The organism is Shewanella sp. MM_2022_3 (genome assembly GCF_022557375.1).
Lineage (GTDB): Bacteria > Pseudomonadota > Gammaproteobacteria > Enterobacterales > Shewanellaceae > Shewanella > Shewanella xiamenensis.
On the sequence record NZ_JAKZGV010000040.1, the window covers coordinates 1 to 19968 of the forward strand.

18 protein-coding genes and 1 pseudogene are annotated in these 19968 nt (G+C 46.6%); 11 read left to right on the plus strand and 8 right to left on the minus strand.

What is annotated here, in order from left to right:
• The first annotated feature begins 168 nt into the window (after window positions 1-168).
• Window positions 169-321, plus strand: coding sequence for a hypothetical protein (locus MMG82_RS16445; RefSeq protein WP_011071981.1), 153 nt, complete (start codon window positions 169-171; stop codon window positions 319-321).
• A 168-nt stretch (window positions 322-489) separates the two neighbouring features.
• On the opposite strand, the gene MMG82_RS16450 is transcribed toward MMG82_RS16445, so the two are convergent.
• A complete protein-coding gene (locus MMG82_RS16450; protein WP_156143174.1) occupies window positions 490-654 on the minus strand; it encodes a hypothetical protein in 165 nt (54 codons plus the stop codon).
• Window positions 655-783: 129 nt separating this feature from the next.
• Between MMG82_RS16450 and speA the strand changes: the two genes are divergently transcribed.
• Entirely contained in the window at window positions 784-2697 is a 1914-nt protein-coding gene (gene speA / locus MMG82_RS16455; RefSeq protein ID WP_037417405.1) for a biosynthetic arginine decarboxylase, read from the plus strand.
• A gap of 302 nt (window positions 2698-2999) precedes the next feature.
• Window positions 3000-3956, plus strand: coding sequence for an S-adenosylmethionine decarboxylase proenzyme (locus MMG82_RS16460; RefSeq protein WP_241407133.1), 957 nt, complete (start codon window positions 3000-3002; stop codon window positions 3954-3956).
• A gap of 229 nt (window positions 3957-4185) precedes the next feature.
• On the opposite strand, the gene bcp is transcribed toward MMG82_RS16460, so the two are convergent.
• Both bcp and MMG82_RS16470 read right to left on the minus strand, forming a co-directional pair.
• Window positions 4186-4656, minus strand: a complete 471-nt coding sequence (gene bcp, locus MMG82_RS16465; RefSeq protein WP_047536092.1) for a thioredoxin-dependent thiol peroxidase — start codon at window positions 4654-4656, stop codon at window positions 4186-4188.
• A gap of 3 nt (window positions 4657-4659) precedes the next feature.
• Window positions 4660-5211 carry an ACT domain-containing protein gene (locus MMG82_RS16470; protein WP_037417572.1) on the minus strand — a complete coding sequence of 184 codons (552 nt, stop codon included), beginning with the start codon at window positions 5209-5211 and terminating at the stop codon, window positions 4660-4662.
• Window positions 5212-5383: 172 nt separating this feature from the next.
• Here MMG82_RS16470 and dapA point away from each other — a divergent pair, with 172 nt between their 5' ends.
• The 4 genes from dapA to MMG82_RS16490 all read left to right on the plus strand — a co-directional run bounded on the left by dapA (window position 5384) and on the right by MMG82_RS16490 (window position 11897).
• The gene (gene dapA / locus MMG82_RS16475) at window positions 5384-6268 is read left to right on the plus strand and encodes a 4-hydroxy-tetrahydrodipicolinate synthase (RefSeq protein ID WP_241407116.1); all 885 of its coding nucleotides are present in this window, start codon (window positions 5384-5386) and stop codon (window positions 6266-6268) included.
• A gap of 3 nt (window positions 6269-6271) precedes the next feature.
• The gene (bamC, locus tag MMG82_RS16480) at window positions 6272-7369 is read left to right on the plus strand and encodes an outer membrane protein assembly factor BamC (RefSeq protein ID WP_037417567.1); all 1098 of its coding nucleotides are present in this window, start codon (window positions 6272-6274) and stop codon (window positions 7367-7369) included.
• 353 nt (window positions 7370-7722) lie between these two features.
• The gene (locus MMG82_RS16485) at window positions 7723-8805 is read left to right on the plus strand and encodes an efflux RND transporter periplasmic adaptor subunit (protein ID WP_069454753.1); all 1083 of its coding nucleotides are present in this window, start codon (window positions 7723-7725) and stop codon (window positions 8803-8805) included.
• On the plus strand, window positions 8802-11897 hold the full coding sequence (locus tag MMG82_RS16490) for an efflux RND transporter permease subunit (protein ID WP_047536097.1): 3096 nt from the start codon (window positions 8802-8804) through the stop codon (window positions 11895-11897). Before MMG82_RS16485 ends, MMG82_RS16490 begins: the two co-directional genes overlap by 4 nt.
• A 68-nt stretch (window positions 11898-11965) precedes the next feature.
• Here MMG82_RS16490 and MMG82_RS16495 read toward each other — a convergent pair.
• The 5 genes and pseudogenes from MMG82_RS16495 to MMG82_RS16515 form a co-directional block, all read right to left on the minus strand.
• Window positions 11966-12217 (minus strand): annotated as a pseudogene (locus MMG82_RS16495) (GNAT family N-acetyltransferase); the annotation flags it as partial.
• A gap of 226 nt (window positions 12218-12443) precedes the next feature.
• Complete coding sequence (locus MMG82_RS16500; RefSeq protein WP_144346054.1) at window positions 12444-12671, minus strand: hypothetical protein; 228 nt, start codon at window positions 12669-12671, stop codon at window positions 12444-12446.
• A 101-nt stretch (window positions 12672-12772) separates the two neighbouring features.
• Window positions 12773-13528, minus strand: a complete 756-nt coding sequence (locus MMG82_RS16505) for a sulfite exporter TauE/SafE family protein (RefSeq protein ID WP_241407117.1) — start codon at window positions 13526-13528, stop codon at window positions 12773-12775.
• A gap of 224 nt (window positions 13529-13752) precedes the next feature.
• Window positions 13753-14064, minus strand: a complete 312-nt coding sequence (locus tag MMG82_RS16510) for a hypothetical protein (RefSeq protein ID WP_037417593.1) — start codon at window positions 14062-14064, stop codon at window positions 13753-13755.
• A 35-nt stretch (window positions 14065-14099) separates the two neighbouring features.
• A complete protein-coding gene (locus tag MMG82_RS16515; protein WP_241407118.1) occupies window positions 14100-14702 on the minus strand; it encodes a DJ-1/PfpI family protein in 603 nt (200 codons plus the stop codon).
• A 468-nt stretch (window positions 14703-15170) separates the two neighbouring features.
• Here MMG82_RS16515 and cas6f point away from each other — a divergent pair, with 468 nt between their 5' ends.
• From cas6f to MMG82_RS16535, 4 genes are read left to right on the plus strand one after another with little or no spacing between them, the layout of a single operon-like run.
• Complete coding sequence (gene cas6f / locus MMG82_RS16520; RefSeq protein WP_241407119.1) at window positions 15171-15728, plus strand: type I-F CRISPR-associated endoribonuclease Cas6/Csy4; 558 nt, start codon at window positions 15171-15173, stop codon at window positions 15726-15728.
• 25 nt (window positions 15729-15753) lie between these two features.
• Window positions 15754-16953 carry a type III-B CRISPR module RAMP protein Cmr1 gene (cmr1, locus tag MMG82_RS16525; RefSeq protein ID WP_241407120.1) on the plus strand — a complete coding sequence of 400 codons (1200 nt, stop codon included), beginning with the start codon at window positions 15754-15756 and terminating at the stop codon, window positions 16951-16953.
• On the plus strand, window positions 16953-18794 hold the full coding sequence (gene cas10 / locus MMG82_RS16530; RefSeq protein WP_241407121.1) for a type III-B CRISPR-associated protein Cas10/Cmr2: 1842 nt from the start codon (window positions 16953-16955) through the stop codon (window positions 18792-18794). Before cmr1 ends, cas10 begins: the two co-directional genes overlap by 1 nt.
• A 2-nt stretch (window positions 18795-18796) precedes the next feature.
• Window positions 18797-19957, plus strand: coding sequence for a type III-B CRISPR module-associated protein Cmr3 (locus MMG82_RS16535; RefSeq protein WP_241407122.1), 1161 nt, complete (start codon window positions 18797-18799; stop codon window positions 19955-19957).
• Window positions 19958-19968: the final 11 nt, after the last annotated feature.

The window sequence follows — 19968 nt, forward strand, 5'->3', positions numbered from 1 at the left end:
TTGCATTCTGTGACATTGCGCGGTTTAATTGCGCCGTTTAACGACTTCGCTCGTTACAGACATGACAAATATTACGTGAGTTGTAATGATTTTATGGTTCACAGGTCATTCACCGTGTAACGTACAATTTATAATGGTTACATGGGGTTAAGAGGAATTGTTTAGCTAATGCACAAGCATCCATTTTTTGCTCTTTGCCTAAAAGCATCTCAATGCCAGCGCTCAATCGTTGTTCCCTATGACGATACTAGCCTTAAACATCTCACGTTAATCCGTATCAACTCTGGCCGCGAAGAAGCCAACAGTCCCCTGTTACAATAATCTCACCTAGTGTTAGGTGTGCTTGGTGATGCCTTGCCGCTTAATACCTAATGTTTATCCTTAGTGTTACCTATTGTTTATCCACTTAATCGGCACCTCGTTTTTAGAGAGAGGCATATTGAGCGGAGACGCAACGCTTAAGCTTAAGGTTTTGAGTGTTTTTTAACCTCAAAGCGCGTTATGGTTAATGCCATTGGGTGAAAGACCTATGGCGATAAAGGGGGATATAAACACCATCTTGTTATCGCCAAGGTAAAAGAGTATCGGGTTAATCCCGGTTGCGTTAAGGGAAATCGCATCAATGTCGCCTAAGCTGGGTTGATTTTGCTGCACAAATTAGGGTGAATTCATCCTAACTGTATGTCAGGTAACTATATGGTTTACCTGGGTTTGTCGAACGGGCGGTCTTGCAATGTTGCACTGACCGTTTAACCCATTTTTTTATAGACGGGCTAAATAAAAATGAATGATTGGTCTATTGATGCTGCTCGTGCTGGGTACAACGTTACCCACTGGAGCCAAGGGTTTTATGGGATCAGCGACCAAGGTGAGGTGACAGTGTCGCCGGATCCTAAGAATCCTGATCACAAGATTGGCTTAAATGAGCTAGCAAAAGACATGGTTAAAGCAGGGGTCGCTTTACCTGTATTAGTTCGTTTCCCGCAAATTCTGCACCACAGAGTGAACAGTTTGTGCCAAGCATTCGACCAAGCGATACAAAAATATGAGTATCAGGCGGACTATTTGCTGGTTTACCCCATTAAAGTAAACCAACAAAAAACTGTGGTAGAAGAGATCCTTGCGAGCCAAGCATCAAAAGAAGTTCCACAATTAGGCCTAGAAGCCGGCAGTAAGCCTGAATTAATGGCCGTACTCGCCATGGCGCAAAAAGCCAGTTCAGTGATCGTATGTAACGGTTACAAAGATAACGAATACATTCGTTTAGCCTTAATTGGTGAAAAGTTAGGCCATAAGGTCTATATCGTTTTAGAAAAACTGTCTGAGCTGAAGATGGTACTGGCCGAGTCTGAGCGTTTAGGGGTGAAACCTCGCTTAGGGTTACGTGCTCGCCTTGCATTCCAAGGAAAAGGCAAGTGGCAAGCCAGCGGTGGCGAAAAGTCTAAGTTTGGTTTATCTGCGGCGCAGATTTTGACTGTAGTTGACCAGTTAAAACAAAGCGATATGTTGGATTCGCTGCAATTATTGCACTTTCACTTAGGTTCGCAAATCGCCAATATCCGCGATATTCGTCAAGGTGTGAGCGAAGCGGCGCGTTTCTACTGTGAATTACGTGAGTTAGGTGCCAGCATCAACTGCTTCGACGTCGGCGGTGGTTTAGCGGTGGATTACGACGGCACTCGTAGCCAAAGTAATAACTCAATGAACTATGGTTTAAGCGAATACGCGAACAACATCGTCAATGTGCTTACCGATATCTGTAATGAGTACGAGCAACCAATGCCACGTATTATTTCAGAATCTGGCCGTCACTTAACGGCGCACCATGCGGTACTGATCACCGATGTGATTGGCACAGAAGCTTATCAGGTTGAAGATATCCAGCCGCCAGCGGAAGAATCGCCGCAGCTGCTGCACAACATGTGGCAATCTTGGACTGAGCTGAGTGGTCGTGCCGATCAACGTGCCTTGATTGAGATTTATCATGATAGCCAAAGTGACCTGCAAGAAGCGCAATCATTGTTTGCCTTAGGCCAATTAAGCTTGGCAGAACGTGCGTGGGCTGAGCAGGCTAACCTACGTGTATGTCACGAAGTTCAAGGTTTGTTAAGCACCAAAAACCGTTACCACAGACCGATTATTGATGAGTTAAATGAAAAGTTAGCCGATAAGTTCTTCGTTAACTTCTCATTATTCCAATCCTTACCGGATGCTTGGGGTATCGATCAGGTTTTCCCTGTGCTGCCATTGTCTGGTTTAGACAAAGCGCCGGAGCGCCGCGCTGTGATGCTGGACATCACCTGTGACTCTGACGGTATTGTGGATCAATATGTAGACGGCCAAGGGATTGAAACTACGCTACCAGTACCAGCGTGGAGTGCTGAAAGCCCGTATTTGATCGGCTTCTTTATGGTGGGGGCATATCAAGAGATTTTAGGGGATATGCACAACTTATTTGGCGACACTAACTCGGCCGTTGTCAGCATTGAAGAAAACGGTATGACCAATATTGAATCGGTACTTGCCGGTGACACAGTCGCTGACGTATTACGCTATGTTAACTTAGATGCCGTTGACTTTATGCGGACTTACGAAGAGTTAGTCAACCAGCATATTGTTGAGGATGAACGCGCACAAATTTTAGAAGAATTACAAGTGGGCCTAAAAGGTTACACTTATTTAGAAGATTTTTCTTAATATTGAGTGTGTTAAAAAAGTCAGCCTAGGGACACTTAGGCTGACTTTTGTTTTTTATAGCCTATTATTTTTGCTAGCGAGTTGTAAAGGTGAGTGCGTTGCAAGGCTGTCACCTTGTAAAAGCAAGCGCGGTGGTTTTATTGCGGCGCTAGTCGTGTAAAAATAGCCGCGCAAAATTGATGGGTTATCAGTCTTAAAATGCGTGCATACATTTAAGTCAACGTTGCAAGCGAGCCATGAATGACTGATATACCAATAGATTAGATGCCCAAACACAGGGATAAGATGAGGCGAACGGCTTGATGTTTTTTGAAGGCGCGGAAAAAAAGCTTGAGATCAGACTCACTTCCAATATGGCATCACTGCGCCAACGAGAGTACGGCTTTTGGTCAACCTTGGTCGCCTGTGCCAATGCGGAAATCCTGTCAACAATCCGTAATCCTGCCTGCGATGCTTATCTGCTGAGTGAATCCAGTCTGTTCGTCTGGGATGATAAAATTCTGCTTCTTACCTGCGGCAATAGCACCCTAGTTGAAGCCGTCTACCATTTTATTCATGCCGTAGGGGTGGAGCACATTGCCGCGCTCTGTTATCAGCGTAAGAATGAATACCAAGCCCAGCTACAAAGCACGCACTTTGCTGACGATATTGCGAAATTACGGACCTTGATCCCCGGAAAAGCCTTTCGAGTTGGTCACTTAGATTCACATCATCACTATTTGTTTTGTACTGACAATTTGTTTTGCACTGACGGCCAACCTATGTCGTCAACGTATGATACCTGCCTTGAACTGATGATGTACCATATCCGTGGCGAGTTGGCTGATTACCTCAAGTTGCCCACACAAACCGAGCAGGGGATTTATCAACGCTTAGGATTGCAGCGACTTTTCCCTGATTTTCAATTTGATATGCACTGTTTTCAGCCTGCGGGATTTTCGTTAAATGGGATACGTGGGGCTGACTATGTTACCTTGCATATCACGCCATCGATAGGGCCGGGAGATAACTCCTACGTCAGCTTTGAGACTAATCTGGATTTGGCTGTTTATCCCTATCCCCTTGTTGCACAAATGATTAAGCTATTTATGCCTTCAAGTTGGGATCTCATCCGTTTTAACCAGCCGCTTATGACTGCTGGATTTCCTGAGCATGTATGTTTAGCGCATGGTTCAATCGTGACTGAGCATGGCTGTCAGATTGATTTTAATCACTATCAACAGCTTCAAACTGAAGAGTTACTGCCTGTATTCCTATAATCGTTTCCCTGAATTGAGTTGGTGATTCACTTGAATAAGCGACTGCTAAAGTTGCGGTGTGATTAGAGGATTTATTCGCCACAAGCTGAAAATTTTTCATCAAAAATGGCCCTGATTTCGGGCCATTTTATGTTTGCTTGCGGTTTTTTTGGGCAATTAAAACTGAAATTTCTAAACCGAGCCGTTGGCAATTAGTCAGAAAATCCCTTGCTATACCATTTAGCGGCTATTACTGCGCTGCAATCTCTGCCAGCACCACTTGATGATGGTCGCTGGTTTTAAACTTATCGAACACATGGGCAATAGTGCCATCGGTGTTGATGAGGAAACTTAACCTATGGATTCCATCATAGACTTTACCCATAAATTTCTTTTCGCCCCACACGCCAAAGGCATCAGCAACGCTGTGGTCTTCATCGCTGAGTAGGGTAAAGTTAAGTGATTGTTTTTCAGCAAACTTAGCTAATTTAGCCACAGGATCTGGGCTAATGCCGAGGACGGTTACTTTGTGGCTGTCGAGTTCAGCTTTGCTATCACGTAAACCGCAGGCTTGTACTGTGCAGCCAGGGGTTGACGCTTTAGGGTAAAAATAGACTAAAACGGGACCACGCGTTAAGCATTCTTGTAGTGAAACAGCGTTACCCTGTTGATTTTGTAAGGTAAAAAGTGGCGCTTTGGCACCAGCGGTTAAGGTATTCATCTATTATCCTCTGTCGTTTCTTGAGGTCGTGCCTTCCATGCGTCTAATGGTGCAATCCAGTGCCATCTCCTCGGAGAGTTGATAGATACTCTTTTCGAGCTTTTCTAGTTCAACTTTTTCAGGAATATTGATGGTTAATGAAATAGTTTGCGTTTGCTCGCCATTTTCAAGCTCTTCAGAGAAGGAGCGTACTGCCGCCAAGTCTAAGGAGCGGTCGGCAAGAAACTGGGTGATGGATTTCATCGTGCCGCGCTGATCTTTACCAGTAAAGCGCACTTCAAGGCGCGAAAGGTAATTTTGCGGCGTGTGCTTAGAGGTACGCTTCATCACTGTCATCAGTTCTAATTCAACACTGAGACTCGGGAGCAAGCTTTCAATTTTCGTTATGGATGCCCACGAACCTGACAACATCATGATTAAGGTAAATTCGTTACCAAATAATGCCATACGGCTGTCGACGATATCGCAGTCACAGTCACTGGCAAGCCGAGCTAGTTTACTTACGAGTCCAGGACGGTCTACGCCCATTGCAGTTACGACCAGGAAATTGGTCATGAATTGTCCTCACTTTTTCGATATCATAGAGCGAAAACTCGAGACCGAGCGCCGAGTTTTTGTGCGGGATGTAATGCTACCATAACTAAATCAATTTGAGACCCCCGTTAGTGCTTGTCATTAATGGTTGGCATCAGTACCATAGCGAATCCTGAAATTTTGGGGAAGTCAGATGATAAACGGAAGCATCGTAGCCTTAATCACGCCAATGAACAGTGATGGCTCAGTAGATTTTGCAAGTCTTGAAAGGTTAGTCGAATTCCATATTGACCAAGGCACAGACGCCATCGTTGCCGTGGGTACCACCGGTGAGTCAGCGACTCTGCCAATGAATGAGCACGTTGCCGTGGTCGCTCAAACCGTTAAGTTTGTCGCAGGTCGTATCCCTGTTATTGGTGGCAATGGTGCGAATGCGACAGCAGAAGCTATCGAACTCACCAAGTCCTTATCTAAAGTCGGGGTTGACGCCATGTTAGGCGTAACACCTTACTACAATAAACCGACGCCAAAGGGCTTAGTGGCCCACTATAAAGCCGTGGCGGCCAGCACAGATATTCCCCAAATTCTCTATAACGTTCCTGGGCGCACCGCGGTTGATATGAAGCCTGAAACCGTGGCCGAGTTAGTGAGCGTGAGCAATATTATTGGTGTAAAAGAAGCCACGGGTGATGTATCACGGGTTAAACGACTACGTGAACTTTGCGGCAATGACTTTATGCTTTACAGCGGTGATGATGCGACAGCGAGAGAGTTTTTGCTCCTTGGGGGTAACGGGGTGATTTCGGTTGCCAACAACATAGTGCCAAAAGCCTTTAAAGCTATGTGCGACGCCGCATTGGCGGGCAACGCCGAATTAGCCGCAAGTATCGACGAGCCACTACGTGGTTTATATAGCACACTGTTTTGCGAAGCAAATCCTATCCCAGTGAAATGGGCAGCCCATCTTATGGGGTTGATTCAGTGTGGCCATATTCGTTTACCTTTGACTGAACTTTCTGAGCAATGTCATGGTCTGTTGTTAGATGCAATGACTCGTGCCCAGATAGAGGTTAAATAATTAATGTTAAAGAAAGTCACTCCACTGTTCTTAGTTGCTGCTGTTGCAGCTTGTAGTTCGCCATTAGAGCGTCGCCAAGCCAACGGTGCTGAAGACTATGTTCAGGCTGAGCAAGCGCCAATGCTAAAGATCCCTGAGGGATTGAAAACGCCGCCTTACAACAAAGAATACGAGGTTCCGGCAATCGGCGCTAAAGCAAATCCTGCGCTTGTTGGTAAAAACCTTGATATCCGCCCACCACTGCAAGTTTTGCCAATGGCAGAAGGTACGCATGTGGAAGAGGGCAGCGATAACATTAAGATTGTGGTTGAATCGATTGATAACAGTGTCGATCTTAAGCAAGAGATTTTCGCTAACTTAGATGGATTCTTAGCGAAGCAAGCGATCCCTGTTCGTAGTCGCGACTATGATAAAGGCAACATTGAAACCGATTGGATTGAAAGCCGAGAGGTGTTGGAGTCAAGTTTATGGGGTTCAGATAAAGAATATCTGCTGCGTCAGCGTTATCGCTTCGATATCGAAACCCGTCCGCACGGCCGTACCGCTAATATCGTTATTCACTTAGTAGAACACGAAGAGTTTTACGATGGTAAAGAGCAGGATGTAATGCTCAGTGGTGAGGATAAGCAGCGTTACACCATCGATATGCTTAACAGTGCCATTGCTTATATGAGCGTTAAGCGTGAGCAAACCATTCAAGCAAACCGCTTAAAGCAGACCTTAGGGATCAATGTTGATTTGGTCACGCCAGAAGAGGGTGCTGCATATTGGTCTGCTAAGGCTTCCTATAAGCAAGTGTGGGATCGTCTGCGTATAGTATTGCCAGAAATGGGCTTTGAAATTTCAGATATGGACAGTGCTAAAGGCCTGTACTTTATCAAGTTTACCGATAACTCAGGTTTCTGGAGTTCATTGTGGAACGACAATCAATTGTCCTTAAAAGAAGGTAGCTACCGTTTACTCTTACAAGACGGTGATACCCCTGATGAGACTAAGATTTTGCTTCGTGACGCTGAAGATCAGCCGTTATCGAATGACGTTGTCGCCAAGGTGTATGAATCATTGTCGAATCTGATGAAAGAAGAGCGCAAACTGCGTTAATTCCACCTCAGTCAAAAAGGGCGATTTATCGCCCTTTTTTGTGTCTGCAATTCAGCCTATTGCTCTAGGACGATACAGCATGATGTATCAGAATATTTCTAGGTAATATCAATAGTTATATTATGGTTTTAGATTAAACCGCTTAATTTGTAAGTTATTTTGAAACAATCCGCTTAAATTGCCATTTATCGTATTGCATTCTTCACCTCTGTGGTGTTTTTCGACTTGTCCGCAGCGTTATTACAAATTTTGCGCGCTCAGCGTAATTTGTAAGAAAAAGTAAAACGTATTGATGCAATGATGCGAGTGGGTAAACTAGCCGTCACTAATGCGAGTCATCATTTGGAAGCCAGATGAAAAAAATCATAATTATCATCGCTATTTTGGCAGCGGCATGGTTTGGATATCAAGCTATGCAACCTCAAGAGCAGCAGCAAGCAAAAGTTAAGCTCACCCCTAATGTGGTTATCGCCACCGCTTCTATGGCACAAGTTCGAGACGAAGTGGAAGCTATTGGCACAAATAAGGCATTTGAGTCCGTCACCATTACGCCCAAAGTCACTGATGTGGTGACCTCATTAAAGTTTGATGATGGCGATATTGTCAAAAAGGGCGATTTATTGGTGCAACTGCAAAATGCCGAGCAGATAGCCAAAGTGAAAGTGGCGCAGGTGAAAGTGAGTGACAATCAGCGTGAATTGGCGCGGATTAGTTCGCTTGTCACCAGTCGAACAGTGGCAGAATTAGAGCGTGACCGCCTGCAAACCTTAATCGATACGGCCCGCGCCGAGTTAGAGCAGGCACAATCTTCCCTCAATGATCGCAGTATTATCGCCCCCTTTAATGGCCGTTTAGGCCTGCGCCAAGTGAGCGTGGGTAGTTTAGTGACACCGGGTACTGAGATCACCACGCTCGATGATATCTCTAAGATTAAATTAGATTTCTCAGTGCCAGAGCGTTTTATTCAAGACTTGCAGCCCGGCAAGCTTGTTGAAGCAAAAGCCGTGGCTTTCCCTGATGAAATCTTTAAAGGCAAAGTGATTTCCATCGATAGCCGTGTTAACCCAACCACCCGTGCCGTGATTGTACGCGCCGAAATCCCAAATCCAGATTTACGCTTACTGCCTGGGATGCTGATGAAGGTCAAACTCATCAAACGCAGCCGCGAGGCGCTAATGTTGCCTGAGTCGGCGATTATCCCAATTCAGAAAGAACACTTTGTTTACAGTGTGAATAAAGACAATGTCATCGAGCGTAAGCAAGTCACTATTGGAGTTCGTACCCGTGGCTGGGTAGAAATTACCGATGGCTTAGCGATTGGTGAAAATGTGGTGATCCGCGGCCTGCTTAAGGTGCATCCTGGTGATGTGGTAAAGACCCAACTGGCTGAAAAATTTAGCTATCTTTCCGATGCTAATACGGAGCCAAGCGTATGATCCTGACCGATCTTTCCGTTAAACGGCCAGTATTTGCCTCGGTCATTAGCCTATTGCTGGTGGCCTTTGGTTTAGTCGCATTTGATAAATTACCGCTGCGGGAATACCCCAATATCGACCCGCCGATTGTCTCGATTGAAACCAACTATCGCGGCGCTAGTGCTGCGGTAGTTGAGAGTCGCATTACTCAGCTGATAGAAGACAGGATCAGCGGCGTCGAAGGCATTCGCCATGTGAGTTCATCGAGCAGCGATGGTCGCTCACAGGTGACCTTAGAGTTTGATATTAGTCGTAATATTGAGGATGCGGCCAACGATGTACGCGATAGAATTTCGGGTCTATTAGATAACTTACCCGAAGAAGCCGATCCCCCAGAGGTACAAAAAGCCAACGGTGGCGATGAAGTGATTATGTGGCTCAACTTAGTGTCGGATCAAATGACCACATTAGAGCTAACCGATTATACCCGTCGCTATTTATCCGACCGTCTGTCGGTGGTTGACGGGGTGTCGATGATCCGTATCGGTGGGGGCAAGGTTTACGCCATGCGCATCTGGCTCGATAGACAAGCCCTTGCATCCAGAAGCCTCACGGTGGCCGATGTTGAAGCCGCACTTAGGGCTGAAAACGTCGAGTTACCAGCAGGTTCGCTTGAATCCAAGGAGCGCCACTTTACCGTGCGTTTAGAGCGAAGTTATCGCAGCGCTGAGGATTTTGCCAATCTGGTGATTGCTCAAGGAGAAGATGGTTATTTAGTCAAGCTTGGTGACGTAGCTAAGGTGGACATTGGCTCGGAAGAAGAGCGCATTATGTTCCGCGGCAACAAGGAGGCCATGATTGGCCTTGGGGTGTCGAAACAGTCGACCGCCAACACCTTAGAAGTGGCCCGCGCCGTTAATGCGTTAGTCGATAAAATCAATCCTACATTACCAGCGGGAATGTCGATTAAGCGTAGCTACGATAGCTCAGTGTTTATCGAAGCCTCGATCAAAGAGGTGTATCAAACGCTGTTTACCGCAATGATCTTAGTGATTATTGTGATTTATCTATTCCTTGGCAGCGTGCGTGCCATGTTAATCCCCGCAATTACGGTGCCTGTTTCTTTGCTCGGCACGTTTATCGTGCTCTATGCCTTGGGATATACAATCAACCTGTTGACGCTGCTCGCGATGATCCTCGCCATCGGTATGGTGGTGGACGATGCGATTGTGATGTTGGAAAACATTCACCGCCGTATCGAAGAAGGGGATTCCCCCTTAAAAGCGGCGTTTTTGGGTGCCCGTGAAGTCGCCTTTGCGGTCATTGCCACTACCTTAGTGTTAGTGGCGGTATTTATGCCGATCACGTTCCTCGAAGGAGACTTAGGCAAGCTCTTTAAGGAGTTTGCGGTGGCCATGAGTGCGGCGGTGATTTTCTCCAGTATCGTGGCGTTGACCCTAAGCCCGATGATGTGCTCTAAGCTGCTTAAACCAGCGTCGCAGGACTCATGGCTAGTGCGTAAGGTTGATAGCATTATGACGGGCATTTCCCGTCGCTATCAAAGCTCGCTAGAGAGCGCCATGGCAAAACCAGTGCTGATGTCCGTTATCGTGTTGATTGCGCTCGGTAGTAGTGTGTTTCTTGCCCAAAAAGTACCGCAGGAATTTGCACCGCAGGAGGATCGAGGCTCATTATTTTTAATGATTAACGGGCCTCAGGGGGCGAGTTACGAGTATATCGAATCCTATATGACTGAGGTGGAAAGCCGCCTAATGCCATTGGTGGATTCGGGGGATATCAAGCGTTTGCTCATTCGTGCGCCCCGTGGCTTTGGCCGTGCGGCAGACTTCTCTAACGGTATGGCGATTATTGTGCTCGAGGATTGGGGGCAACGTCGTCCTATGAAAGAAGTGATTGGCGATATTAACAAGCGCCTCGCGGATTTAGCCGGTGTGCAGGCCTTCCCTGTGATGCGTCAAGCCTTTGGCCGTGGCGTGGGCAAACCGGTGCAATTTGTTATTGGTGGTCCAAGCTATGAGGAACTCGCTGCTTGGCGGGATATTATGATGGAAAAGGTGGCGGAAAATCCTAAACTGCTTGGCCTTGACCACGATTATAAAGAGACCAAACCGCAGCTTAGAGTGGTGATTGACAGAGACAGGGCAGCAAGCCTAGGGGTGTCAATTTCTAATATCGGTCGCACCTTAGAATCTATGTTAGGTTCGCGCCTTGTCACCACCTTTATGCGTGATGGCGAAGAGTATGATGTGATTGTGGAAGGGGAGCGCAGTAACCAAAATACCGCGGCCGATCTGCAAAATATCTATGTTCGCTCCGAACGGACGAAGGAGCTGATCCCATTATCCAACTTAGTTACGGTAGAAGAGTTTGCCGATGCTAGCTCCCTTAACCGCTACAACCGTATGCGGGCGATTACCATTGAGGCCAGCTTGGCGGATGGTTATAGCCTAGGCGAAGCGCTGGATTACCTCAATCAAGTGGCGCGAGCTTACTTGCCTGCGGAAGCAGTCATCAGCTACAAGGGACAATCGCTGGATTATCAAGAGTCTGGCAGCTCAATGTACTTTGTGTTCCTGTTGGCGCTTGGGATTGTGTTCCTGGTATTAGCGGCGCAGTTTGAAAGCTATATTCACCCTATGGTGATTATGCTGACGGTACCGCTTGCCACGGTTGGCGCCTTGATAGGGCTGTGGTTTACGGGGCAGAGCCTTAATATCTACAGTCAGATTGGGATTATTATGCTGGTCGGTTTGGCGGCGAAAAACGGTATTCTGATCGTCGAATTTGCCAACCAGTTGCGGGATAAGGGCGTCGATTTTGACCGCGCCATTATCCAAGCCTCATGCCAGCGTTTACGGCCTATCCTGATGACGGGGATTACCACTGCCGCAGGCGCCGTCCCTCTGGTTTTGGCAACGGGCGCAGGTGCTGAAACCCGCTTTGTGATTGGCGTAGTGGTGCTTGCGGGTATTATGCTGGCGACGCTGTTTACCATTTATGTGATCCCAACTGCCTACGGTCTTTTTGCCCGTAATAGCGGCTCGCCAGAAGCGATTGCCCAGCAATTAGAAAAGGAATTAGCGCAAGATTAATCCCTCGCGAACGCTTAGCCAAAATAGGCGCTTAAGTACACTTAAGCGCCTATTTTATTTGGGCAAACTTACTTTGGGTTAACTTCAAGAGCTTGAATATAGCGAAAGGAGGTTTTCTCAAAGCCAATGGACTCGTAGTAAGTCTGTGTCTGCTCGCGGCGCATAGAGGTGGTGACCTCAAGCTGGCGACAACCTCGTTCACTTGCCCTCGATTTCGCAAAATCAATTAGTTGCGTCCCCACACCTAAGCCTCGACTGGCCTCAGCCACCACTAAAGCAGTAATGCGGCAGATGTGTTGCTGCGAGGGAAAATAATCAAAAAGATTAGGGCGTGTTGACGTTTCGAGATTAAATTTTGTTCGTTCTGGCAAGCACGTGCTCGCGAAACGAGGAATGATGTGTAGTTATTCTACTCAAATGACGAGTGACAAAGAGCAAGTGCTTGCCAGACGAACCCTTCGGGCAGCATTTGGCTGCCGTTTCTGCCGCGTTATCGTCCGTTTATGTAGAATAACTACACTGCACGGACTTTGCCTTGCATAAACGTCAGCCAAATAGCTGCAAAAATAACCCTGAAACGCCAACACGCCCTATACTTATCAACCCAACCACGACTCCCTCAGACTCGGCGAGATAGATTTCATCGGTTCTGTTAGGGTTATTAAGATACTGCTGTAACTGCGCCTCAGTGGCACTATAACCCAGCTGCAACAGTAAGGCCGTCATGGCGTTATGGTCGGCTATCTGTGCTTGTCTAATTGAAATGGCGCCCATCACGCTTCCTTGTTTTATCCAGTATCTAGATTTCTATTAAGCAGGTAGTCTGCCAATACATGACGCTTGAGGTTTGCATATTTTAGGCTAACGCAAAGGGGTTAACGCATAAAAAATCCCACACTCATAGCGAAACCGACAAGCACAATAAAACCCCGCAGCAGGGATTGGGGAATGCGATAAGCCAGCGCGGCGCCAAGATAGCCGCCAATAATCGCCATAATGGCAAGCAGTAACAGATATTGCCCGTCAATCAAATTACCTAGGGCGTAAATCACCACGGCAATGGTGGTGAGTAGGGCGGAGAGTAAATTTTTAAGCCCGTTCATCCCATGTAATTGGGTTTGGCCGAGTAACCCAAAGGTGGCGAGTAAAATAATCCCTAATCCCCCATTAAAATAGCCGCCGTAAATACAAACGATGAAGAGAATCATCATTGCAGTCAGTGGCTTGACGGTATTCACACGGGTGATGCTGGCATGGGCTAAACGTTTTTTCAGTAACCAAGGTCCAGCGATAAAGGCGAGGGTTGCCAGCAAAATCAACCAAGGGACAAGATAAGCAAACACTTGCTCGCTGGTGCTCAGCAAAATCGCCGCGCCTAGGCATCCGCCAGCTATCGCAATCAGGCACAGGGTTTTTAGGTTAAGATTTGCAGGATATTCAATCTCTTTTCGAAAACGCCAGGCACTGGCAAGGTAGCCGGGGAGCAGGGCGGCGGTGCCCGTCGCGTTAGCCAACAGTGGCGGTACGCCCACAAACACAAGGGCAAATAGGGTGATAAAGCTGCCACCGCCCGCCACCGCATTTAACATACCGCCGAGTAAGCCTGCGAGGGCGATTAGTAACCAATCCATAGTGAATACTCCGCTGCCATTGTCTAACTCAATCTGAATGTCAATTGCTTATAAAAACATCACCTTAACAGTAAGTTATTCAGATGAAAAGCCATCAATATTGTAAGTGGCGGCAGATTGATGGCTTTGTTATGGGGTCTGAATCGGTTTTGGTAGATAGCCTTGGCATCAATTGTTATGCCGCTAGATTCATCAAAAGTTATTAAGGCTTAGCACTGATGTATTTATTCAGCGTGAAACAGCCCTGACTCAAAAATCACTGTAGCGATGGCCAAGTATTGATCGCTAAATACTTCTTCTCCCCAGCAATGTTGTCCACGCTCTTGATAGTACACATGGTAGCTGGCATTCGATGGCGTAGCGACGCAGTACCAACCATCAAACGTCTGCTTGCTAAAGTTGACCCAATACTGCGCATCCGCTTGTTTGATCTGCTGAAGTAGCGCCTTATCTTGCGCCAATAGCGCCGCAAGTTCGACTACGCTGGTGATCTTGTGCTCAGTTTTTAACTGATTGAGTAATGCTTTGAGTGTCATAATTGCGCCCTTCATCCAGAGGATTGCACTCCATATTAGCGAATGGCTGAGGCAATGGAGGTCTTGATTAAAGCTTCAAACACATCGGCTTGGCCTGCGGGGATCAGTTGCCGATGAATTTCGCGGCGCTTTGCACTGTCAAATAAACGCTCCGCAACCCAACCCGTTAAATAGAGCGAGGACAGGCAGCCTCCCGCAGTGGCAATATTGCCATTGATCACCAGAGCGCAGTCTTCCACCTCCACACCCATGGCCACTAATGCGGGTTTGGCATCGGGATGCGTCGTCGCCGAAATATTGTCGAGTAAGCCTAACTTGGCAAAGAAGAATGAGCCCGCACAGATACTGCCAAGTAATTGCCGCGAGGGATCTAATTTAAGGGCCGACATAAACTCAGGATCCGCAAGTGCGGCAGGTACGCCTTTGTAGCCGCTGCTGAATAATACCACGTCAGCATCAGCGACTTGCGCGATATGACCATGGGTTTCTACCGTCATTCCCAAACTCGACTTATGGCTAGGTTTGGTCCCGAGCACTTTGACTGTCCAATCTGTTGTTGTGCGGCCGAGAATATCGCGCATTAAAAAGAAATCGATATCGGTAAATTCATCAAATATCACAATCGCAATCTGGTACATCCTTTGTCCTCTTGTTTGTATTCTGGTTAATGTGTGGGTTAACACGTCATCGGCCGCATCTTCAATCCGCCGCTCCCTGTCGTTGCAACATAATCACCCATATGTTTGCGGCTGTGTTTATTAAGATATTTAGCTAACAACTTGAGCATCCTTATTATTTAGGCTGCGCCAAGATTACCGCAAATGTGCTTAAGATGGCTAACAGTGGTTTTATCGCATGTAAAACGGCTGGATAATTTGCGAAGCTGTGTTGAATACACCGGAAATAACACTAAACCTCACTAAGGTCATTGATAAGTCTCGATAATTTGTGACACAGATATGCATATGCTGCTAGCTCATTGAGCAAAAATATGTAATTGTATCAACTACATTAGTGCAAGACTGTTGTTTTACTGGGAACGGTGAATTTTACTCGAACAATATTTTTGCGATAAAGGATGTACCGCCGAAAAGCTAGGGAGTGTTATGGATCATTATTTGGATATTAAACTCATGGAGGATCCCGAGTTTTCGGCCCCCATACTGATGAATGCGTTGTTTAGCAAATTGCATCGAGCGTTGGTTGACGTTTCTCAAGGGGATATCGGCATTAGTTTCCCTGCAATGTCTAGCAAATGCCTGGGCCAACACCTAAGGATACATGGAAGTCGAGCCGCGTTAGAAAGGCTAGAGCAACTAACATGGCGAAAAGGACTAAGTGACTATGCGCAGGTTTCTGACATTTTAGTTGTTCCAAACACCAGTCAGCATTGCTTAGTTTCAAGGGTGCATGCGCAAAGCAACCTAGAAAGTTTACGTCGTCGAGCCATGAAACGACGCTCAATTAGTTATGAAGAAGCCTGCCTACAAATCCCCGAAGATTTATCAAAACAACTCGATTTCCCCTTTGTGCAAATCAAAAGCCAATCGACCCATCAATTATTTCGACTCTTTATCAAGCAATCGCTCAGTCCTCCACAGCAAGCCGAGAGCGCCTTTTCAAAATATGGTTTAAGCAATACTGCAACAGTGCCTTGGTTTTAGTTTGATTTAGGGAGAAGGTCGTTATATGCGAAGACAAATAAAGGGTGAGTTGCTGGGTGGTTTGCGTGATGAACTAAACAAAGAGCCCTCAAAAAACGAGTGGATAACTTATCACTGTACCTTGGTCACACCAATGTATGGTGGTGGAGTTGAGGCGGGGAAAGTTGATACTGCCATGCCCATTCGCGCCAGTGCTATTCGTGGGCAACTGCGTTTTTGGTGGCGCATTGCTTGTGGGCCGACAGACCCTAAGGTCATGCGAGAAAATGAAGAAGCTATTTGGGGTGGGATTGGCGATAAGGCCGCTATAGCGAGCCAAGTTCAAATTCGAGTGATATCTAAAAATGTCATTATGAGCAATTTGGTTAGCTCGAAAAAACTGGCTGGTTCGGGTGTTAAATATGCGCTTGGTGCGGCGGATGAAGCTTATTGTTTACCTAGTGGTTATAACTTTGTCCTTGAGATTCGCTATAAAGACGACATTACCTCTGATCAGATAAAGCAAGTCAAAGAGTCCTTACGTTGGTGGGCATCGTTTGGTGGCGTAGGCGCAAGAACTCGGCGTGGTTTTGGTGCTGTGGTTGTTGACGAGATTAAAACCATTGATGTAACTGAGGTTGAGGCTATTAGCGGGAAAATAGCGTTGACAGAACAATCTTCAGACTCCGCTGAGAACATATGGAAAAAAGCGACAGAGTTACTTTATCAATTTCGGCAAGGCAGGGAACTTGGTCGGAATGAAGGACAAGGAAATCGCCCAGGACGGAGTCGCTGGCCTGAGCCAGATCAACTTCGTCGAATGTCCAATAAGCATAAAGCTAATCATGAACCTGAGCATAAAGCTGGAAATGTATTTCCGAGAGCCGCTTTTGGCCTGCCAATCATTTTTGATTTTAATGATCGAAGTAGAACCGAACCTAGCACCATGACCCTCTTGCCAAAAGACGCGCAGCGTATGGCAAGTCCATTGATTATTCGTCCTTACAAAAATGGCGATCAATGGCAAGCTGCGGCTTTATTACTACCCAATTGGCAAACTGCTCTGAATGAACTTTTAGAATTAAGCCCACCCCCTAAGAATGGCACGCCAAACCATTGGCCTACCAGTGTAAACGAACGAGCTAGGCTGGCAGAAATTATCAAACCGATGGTAGGTAAAGATGGCCAGTTAAGAGCCAATGACCCACTCTCGGCATTTTTAGACTTTTTTGAGAAGGGACAATAATGACGGATTATTTAGTGGCTATCAGTATTGGCCCTGTTCAAAGTTTGATAGAAGCCGGAAGGCGTGCGCAAGATCTCTGGTGTGGTTCATGGTTATTGTCGGAAGTGGCGCGCGCGGTAGCACTTAAGCTACATCAAACACAAAATAGCTGTTTGATATTTCCTAACCCAGAACACCCAGAGGTAGAACTACTGCCTCAATCATCATCTGATGAGCCGAGAGCCAACATTGCTAACGTTATTCGAGCCGTGATTTCTGCTGATAGCAAAGAGGAACTCCAGAATAAGCTAGAAAATGCCAAGGGCGCTGCATTTGATCGATTATTCGGAATTTTTACTGAAGTATTGACTAAAGATGAGCTGCAAAATGCAGGGATTGACCGCGCGCGCTGGCAACAACAGCAAAATGATGTGCTAGAAATCTTTTCGGCGTGGGTCTCACTCGATAATCACCAATATAAAGCTGCCTCAATACGTCTTGGTCAGTTACTGCATGCCCGCAAGTTGTCACGCAATTTTGAGCCTATGAAAGACAGCACTACTGCGTTAGACAAATCCACCTTGGATGGAGCCAATAATACGGTCACCAACAAACTCACTGCCCGTAATGCCGCAAAAGAGTTAAAAATAAGTGATCAGCAAGTGCTACAGAAACGGCGGTTTTTGGGCCTGACAAATGAAGAAGAGTTAGATGCTTTAGGCGTGGTAAAACGCCGAGCGGGTAATTTGGAGCAGTTTACGCCCTTTAGTCGTATTGTGGCGCATGGTTGGCTTAACAGTTTAAGTGATGAACAGCGAGCTGGACTAAAAGTTGCGTATCAACCGCTTTTAGACTCAGGACATGTTACACAAGTTAAAGGTAATGATGGCATATACGCAGACTTTCCCTTTGATGGCGAATATCTCTTTTTAAGCCGTTTGACACAAGCCGATATTGAACACGATCTTAAAGACAAGCTACAAAAACAGCTCCCCGCCATTAAATCCTCCCCAATACCTTACGGCGTTTTGCTTAAAGCGGATGGCGACCGTATGGGGGATCTACTTTCTAAGGCTGAAGGCAAACAGCAATCAAAAGCGATTTCTAAAGCACTGCATGAATTTGCGACCAGTGTGCGCAAAACGCTACAAGATCACGGCGGTCATGCCATTTATGCGGGTGGTGATGATGTATTAGCCTTTGTGCCGTTAGCTCAAGCAATGACGTGTGCTAAACAGTTAGCCGATGATTTTAAAGAAAGGATGAAGGTTATTGCAGCAGAGTTGAAACTGAGTGAAACGTGTTATCCAACCTTATCCGTGGGCTTAGCCATTGGTCATTTTGTACAACCTATGCGCCAACTGCGTGCTCGGGCTATCGCGGCAGAAAAACACGCCAAAGGTAATAAAGAACATAAGCCCCGTAATGCACTTGCCATACATCTAGGCATTCGTTCAGGTCATGAGATCACCTGGCGTTGTCGCTGGGATGATGATGAGACATTAAATGCGCTGACCGATTTCACTCACGCTTTTGCACTGGGTTGGATGCCAACTCGCATCATGCAAGAGGTCCGAGAAATGGCAGTTCATTTGAAGTGGACAACTGGGCAAAAAGAGTTAGCAGGCATTCGAGAAAGTGAACTCGAGCGAATGTTAGCGCGAGCAGAATTTAATGTAAGTGTTGAACAATCAGGAAAGACACCTGAACAAATTAAAGAGTCAAAGAAGGCAGCTCTGGATAAGCTTAAATCGCAGCTTCGCGCCCAAGCATCAGGTTCACTGGACGAACTCGCCAATCTACTTATCTTAGCGCGCTGGCTGAGTGCTAAAACCACCGCAGATATTGGAGGCGAAGAATAATCATGCTGTATTACCTTATTGAACCTAAAGATCCTCTAATTATTCGCTCAGGCAGGCCATTTGAAGAAATCTCTGATGCACAAGCTGCCCGTTTTCCACCACCATCCACGGTTGCAGGGGCGCTGCGAAATATCCATGCTCGCAGCACAGGAAAAACTTTGGACAACAAGCTGCTGAAACTAGATAACGAGCTGTTAAAACTTGCCGTCACAGGTCCGCTTGCGGTTAAACGGCCTATCAATGGCGACGCCCCAAGCGAAGAACATATCTTGGTGCCTAAGCCTGCCGATGTGCAGTATTTTTATGACCAACAGACTCAACTCACCCATTTAGTACGTTCTAAACCTATGGCGTTTGCTGAAGGTGAAGGTTGCGATCTACCCAATGGCTTGCTGCCCTTGTTTGCTGAAAATGCACCTGATGGCAAGCCAGTTTCCGGCCCTAACTGGTGGTCGTTTAACGACTTAGCCGCATGGCGAAAAGGGCAGCCGGTCAGTTTTGAGCGAATTTGCCAAAACGGTTGGATGCCTGCCGAGCCGGATATTCGCACACATATTGCTATTAATAATCACAGCCGCAATGTGGAATCGGGCAAGCTTTTTCAAACCACAGGCCTAAGCATGTGGCAGCAACGTGCTGATCATGAACCATTCCCGGACGCTTGCGTAAGCATTTTGGCTGGTATTGACGGCGACATAACCTTGCCATTGCTTAATCTGGGCGGCGAGCGGCGTTTAGCAGAGGTTGAGGCTTGTACTTTATGGCCCTCTTTACCCAGTTATTTGGCGCAATCAATAACAAAAGCTAAAGGGTTCACGCTGACCTTTTTAACGCCAGTGTTATTTAACTCTGGTTGGTTGCCAAGCTGGTTGAATGATGAGCTCATTGGCACTCCACCATGCTGTCAAAGCCTAACCGTCAAGTTACGCGCCGCCGCATTAGAGCGTTGGATCCCCCAATCAGGTTGGGATTTAGTAAATAACACGCCACGTGCTGCGCAAAAAATGATCCCTGCGGGGGCTACTTATTGGTTTGAAATTGAAGGCGAAGCAACGGATGAAGACATTCGTTCACTCTGGTTAGCGCACTTTTGTGATGACCCACAAAGCAACCTTAACGGCTTTGGTTTGGCGCTGCCTGCTGCCTATCAATTTACTCTTTAACGCTATTTTTA

Coding starts and splice junctions, on each gene's coding strand:
- cas6f (WP_241407119.1), top strand. CDS start 15,171: ATGGATCATTATTTGGATATTAAACTCATGGAGGATCCCGAGTTTTCG.
- MMG82_RS16535 (WP_241407122.1), top strand. CDS start 18,797: ATGCTGTATTACCTTATTGAACCTAAAGATCCTCTAATTATTCGCTCA.
- dapA (WP_241407116.1), top strand. CDS start 5,384: ATGATAAACGGAAGCATCGTAGCCTTAATCACGCCAATGAACAGTGAT.
- MMG82_RS16460 (WP_241407133.1), top strand. CDS start 3,000: ATGTTTTTTGAAGGCGCGGAAAAAAAGCTTGAGATCAGACTCACTTCC.
- bamC (WP_037417567.1), top strand. CDS start 6,272: ATGTTAAAGAAAGTCACTCCACTGTTCTTAGTTGCTGCTGTTGCAGCT.
- MMG82_RS16445 (WP_011071981.1), top strand. CDS start 169: ATGCACAAGCATCCATTTTTTGCTCTTTGCCTAAAAGCATCTCAATGC.
- MMG82_RS16505 (WP_241407117.1), bottom strand. CDS start 13,528: ATGGATTGGTTACTAATCGCCCTCGCAGGCTTACTCGGCGGTATGTTA.
- MMG82_RS16500 (WP_144346054.1), bottom strand. CDS start 12,671: ATGGGCGCCATTTCAATTAGACAAGCACAGATAGCCGACCATAACGCC.
- bcp (WP_047536092.1), bottom strand. CDS start 4,656: ATGAATACCTTAACCGCTGGTGCCAAAGCGCCACTTTTTACCTTACAA.
- cas10 (WP_241407121.1), top strand. CDS start 16,953: ATGACGGATTATTTAGTGGCTATCAGTATTGGCCCTGTTCAAAGTTTG.
- MMG82_RS16510 (WP_037417593.1), bottom strand. CDS start 14,064: ATGACACTCAAAGCATTACTCAATCAGTTAAAAACTGAGCACAAGATC.
- MMG82_RS16490 (WP_047536097.1), top strand. CDS start 8,802: ATGATCCTGACCGATCTTTCCGTTAAACGGCCAGTATTTGCCTCGGTC.
- MMG82_RS16515 (WP_241407118.1), bottom strand. CDS start 14,702: ATGTACCAGATTGCGATTGTGATATTTGATGAATTTACCGATATCGAT.
- cmr1 (WP_241407120.1), top strand. CDS start 15,754: ATGCGAAGACAAATAAAGGGTGAGTTGCTGGGTGGTTTGCGTGATGAA.
- speA (WP_037417405.1), top strand. CDS start 784: ATGAATGATTGGTCTATTGATGCTGCTCGTGCTGGGTACAACGTTACC.
- MMG82_RS16485 (WP_069454753.1), top strand. CDS start 7,723: ATGAAAAAAATCATAATTATCATCGCTATTTTGGCAGCGGCATGGTTT.
- MMG82_RS16470 (WP_037417572.1), bottom strand. CDS start 5,211: ATGACCAATTTCCTGGTCGTAACTGCAATGGGCGTAGACCGTCCTGGA.